At 61.6% G+C, this 3820-nt stretch carries 3 protein-coding genes; 2 read left to right on the top strand and 1 reads right to left on the bottom strand.

Annotated features, from left to right (window positions below):
* Window positions 1–2288, bottom strand: a 2288-nt coding sequence (gene putA, locus PF446_RS02670) for a bifunctional proline dehydrogenase/L-glutamate gamma-semialdehyde dehydrogenase PutA (protein ID WP_298069436.1), incomplete at its 3' end; no start/stop codon positions are given.
* Window positions 2289–2519: 231 nt separating this feature from the next.
* Here putA and PF446_RS02665 point away from each other — a divergent pair.
* Both PF446_RS02665 and PF446_RS02660 read left to right on the top strand, forming a co-directional pair.
* Window positions 2520–3008: a DUF2244 domain-containing protein gene (locus PF446_RS02665; RefSeq protein WP_298069434.1), complete on the top strand. Its 489-nt coding sequence runs from the start codon at window positions 2520–2522 to the stop codon at window positions 3006–3008.
* A gap of 99 nt (window positions 3009–3107) precedes the next feature.
* Window positions 3108–3820: cytochrome c oxidase subunit II (locus tag PF446_RS02660; RefSeq protein ID WP_298069432.1), on the top strand; the 713-nt coding region annotated here is incomplete at its 3' end.

Genomic DNA, 3820 nt, shown 5'->3' with positions numbered 1-3820 from the left:
TTGGCGCCGTCGCCGGGGATGAACTGCAGCACGTGCTCGGGAAAGCCGGCCTCATGCAGCAGCTTGACCGCAGCGTAGCCGATCAGCGAGGTCTGTTCGGCCGGCTTGGCGATCACGGCATTGCCGGCAAGTACCGCGGCCATCACTTCGCCGACGAAGATCGCCAGCGGGAAGTTCCACGGGCTGATGCACACGAACACACCGCGGCCGTTGAGAAACAGGCGGTTGGTCTCGCCGGTGGGGCTGGGCATGTCCTGGGGCGCGCCGAACAGCTTGCGTGCCATCGAAGCATAGTAGCGGCAGAAATCGGCAGCCTCGCGTACTTCAGCGATGCCGTCGGGCAGGGACTTGCCTGCTTCACGCACGCACATGGCCACCAGTTCGCCACGATGCGCCTCCAGCAGCTCGGCCGCCTGCTCGGCGATCTGTGCACGTTTTTCGGCAGGGACGCGGTCCCAGTCCGGTTGTGCCTTGACCGCATTGCCGATGGCCGTATCGACGGTGGACTCGTCGCCACCGATCCATTGGCCCACCACGCGACGGTGGTCAGCGGGGTCGGTGACGTCGACAGTCGTGCCATTCGGCGTCTTGGCGCCCGGCACCAGCGGAGCGGCCTTCCAGGGCCCCTGGTGCTGGTTGATTTCATTTGCCAGTTGCCGGATCTCGTTTTCGTTGGCGAAGTTCACGCCCATGGAGTTTTTCCTTTGTTCGGCGAAGATGTCGACCGGCATCGGGATGCGAGGATGCGTCAGGGACTTGAAGTCATGTACGGACTGACATGGGTCCGCGATCAGCTCGTCGACGCTGACCTCTTCATCGAAGATGCGGTTCACGAATGAGGTGTTGGCTCCGTTTTCCAGCAGTCGCCGCACCAGATAGGGAAGCAGGTCCTCGTGGCTTCCGACCGGGGCGTACACGCGACAGGGCACATCAAGCTTGTCCTTGCCGATGACCTCGTCATACAGATCCACGCCCATGCCGTGCAGACGCTGGAACTCGTAGCTACGCTTGCCGGCAACCTGATGTACCCAGGCGATGGTGTGGGCATTGTGAGTGGCGAATTGCGGATAGATCAGGTCAGAGCCTGCATCCAGCAGCTTGCGCGCACAGGCCAGGTAGGCCACATCCGTGTTCGGCTTGCGGGTAAACACCGGGTAGCCGGACAGACCCTGTTCCTGGGAACGCTTGATCTCGGTATCCCAATAGGCCCCCTTGACCAGCCGCACGTTCCAGCGGCGCTTGTACTTGCGGGCCATGTCGATCATCCAGTCGATGACCGCCGGAGCACGCTTCTGGTAGGCCTGCACGGCCATGCCCAGTCCGTTCCAGCCTTCCAGCGAAGGATGCGCGAAGACCTTGGCGGCAACATCCAGTGAGAGCTCCAGGCGATCGGCCTCCTCGGCGTCGATGGTCAGTGCGATGCCACGCTCGCTGGCCATTTGCGCCAGTTCAAGCACCTTTTCGGTCAGTTCCTCGAGCACGCGCTCGCGCTTGCCGAACTCATAGCGTGGATGCAGGGCCGACAGCTTGACCGAGATCGAAGACGCTTCAATCACATCCCCTGCATCTGGGTCGGTGCTGATGGCCTTGATGGCATCGCGGTAGGCTTGCTGGTAACGATCCGCATCCGGTTGCGTCAGGGCCGCCTCGCCGAGCATGTCGAAGGAGTAACGGTAGCGCCTGTTCCTTTTTTTCTCGGAGCGTTCCATGGCCGCATCGATGGTCCGGCCCATGACGAACTGGTGCCCCATGATGCGCATCGCCTGATGCACAGCGGCACGGATCATCGGTTCACCGGCACGACCGGCCAGACGACGCATGGCGGAACGCACGTCACGGCGGGTATCGTCAGCCAGGTTCACCATGCGCCCGGTCAGCATCAAGCCCCATGTGGACGCGTTGACCAGCACCGAATGACTGCCGCCCAGGTGTTTTTGCCAGTCCGCATCGCCAAGCTTGTCCCGGATCAGCATGTCGATGGTGTCTGTGTCTGGAATGCGCAGCAGCGCCTCGGCCACGCACATCAGCAAGACGCCTTCCTCGCTGGACAGGTCGTATTGGCGCATGAACGCCTCAATCGCGCTTTGTTCGTCAGCGTGCTTGCGCACGCGCTCGACCAGCGCGGAGGCGCGCGCGAGGACCTTTTCGCGCTCGCTATCCGGCAGTTCGGCCTCCGGGAGCAGGCTGTTGACCATCTCGGTTTCGTCGCGCAGCCAGTTCGCGGTGACCCGCTCGCGGGCAGACGAATCGGGAGGGGAGAGTTCAGGGCTTAGGATCTGGGCATTCACGGGGGGACGGACACCTTTCTGGTAGACCAAGGATACAATTGTATGCCTCGCTTCAAGCCCTTCCAACCCACCCCTGCGCTTTCGAAAACCCTGATTTATCGGCCGATATCGCGCTATGCAGCCAAAGCAGTGCCGGTGCAGGAGGCCAGTCGTATCGCGACATAATGACGCAGCCTTGTCGATGCGCAGGGGGCACACTATGCTTGGCCAAAGGGAGGTGCGCACTGATTCATGATTGCGCTCGAATTCGCCGTTGCAGATGCAGGGCCGTCGACCCTCTTGCTCCGACCCAACCGCTCACTGAGCCGTCGGGCCTGGCGGGGGTGGGCGTTTGGGATGGTGACTGTAACGGTGGCGATTGCCACACTCGGCGCGCAAGGGGGAAATGTCTATGCCCCGATATTTGCCCTGCTGGAATCAGCAGGGCTTGTGATGGCGCTGTCGCGAGCCTGGCATGCCGGCGACAGGAGTGAGCGGATTCGGATCGACGCGCGTTCGCTCGACATCGAGTATTTGCCGGGTCGACGCCATGCGCGATTCCAGTCCTACTGGGTTCGCGTACGGATGCGGGAGGAGTTGGGTCGCAAGAAGCTGATCGTGGGCTCGCATGGGGACGAGGTCGAAATTGGTGCATTCCTGGGGGAAGAGGAGCGTGCCAGTGTCATGAAGACATTGCGTGGGCTGCTTGCGAATTACACCTCGCCGGCGCTTGGACAATGACATCACGGAACATTCGGCAGCGAGGTCCCGACGCAGCCGCAGGCAGTCCGGGTGAGCGAGCGGGGATGGTCCGAAATTTCCTTTTCAGGGTGCAAGACGATGAAACTTGGTGGTATTCGAGGACGAACGGCATCGTGGGCGGGCGCGTTGTTCGCGTTGTTCAGTTGTGCCGCAGGAGCCAACCCCCATCCATGGCAGCTCAATCTGACCAAGGGTGTGACCCAGGCCTCGCACGAAGCCTGGGATCTCAACATGGCCTCCTTCCTGGTCTGTGTGGTCATCGGCATCGTGGTGTTCGGCGCGATGATCATCGCCATGATCCGTTTCCGCAAGTCGAAGGGCGCGGTGGCCGAAAAGTGGTCACACAGCACCAAGCTGGAGCTGGTCTGGACCATCGTTCCCGCGCTGATTCTGGTGGGCCTGGCATGGCCAGCATCCAAGGTGCTGGTCAATACGACCGACACCGCGGGGTCGAAGATGACCATCAAGGTCACGGGCTACCAGTGGAAATGGCGCTACGACTATCTCGACTACGAAGGCAAGAAGGTCAACAAGGTCGGTTTCATGTCGCGCCTTGACAAGAAGAGTGATGCAACCCGTCAGCTCGACTCCGGCCTGAGCCCATACAAGGTGGTCACCAACGGCGTCAATACCTACCTGCTCAACGTCGACCATCCGCTGGTGGTGCCGGTTGGCGTGAAGATCCGCTTCCTGATTACGGGCGGCGACGTCATCCACTCATGGTGGGTGCCGGATCTGGGCTGGAAAATGGACGCCATTCCGGGCGTGGTCAACGCCGCCTGGACAAAGAT

Source organism: Oleiagrimonas sp. (genome assembly GCF_027858935.1).
Lineage (GTDB): Bacteria > Pseudomonadota > Gammaproteobacteria > Xanthomonadales > Rhodanobacteraceae > Oleiagrimonas.
Note: the sequence above shows the minus strand (reverse complement) of the source record. Positions and strands in the feature narration are given on the sequence as shown.

Bases quoted from the DNA above. Each gene is read 5' to 3' on its own strand.
- PF446_RS02665 (WP_298069434.1), top strand. From the start codon at position 2,520: ATGATTGCGCTCGAATTCGCCGTTGCAGATGCAGGGCCGTCGACCCTC.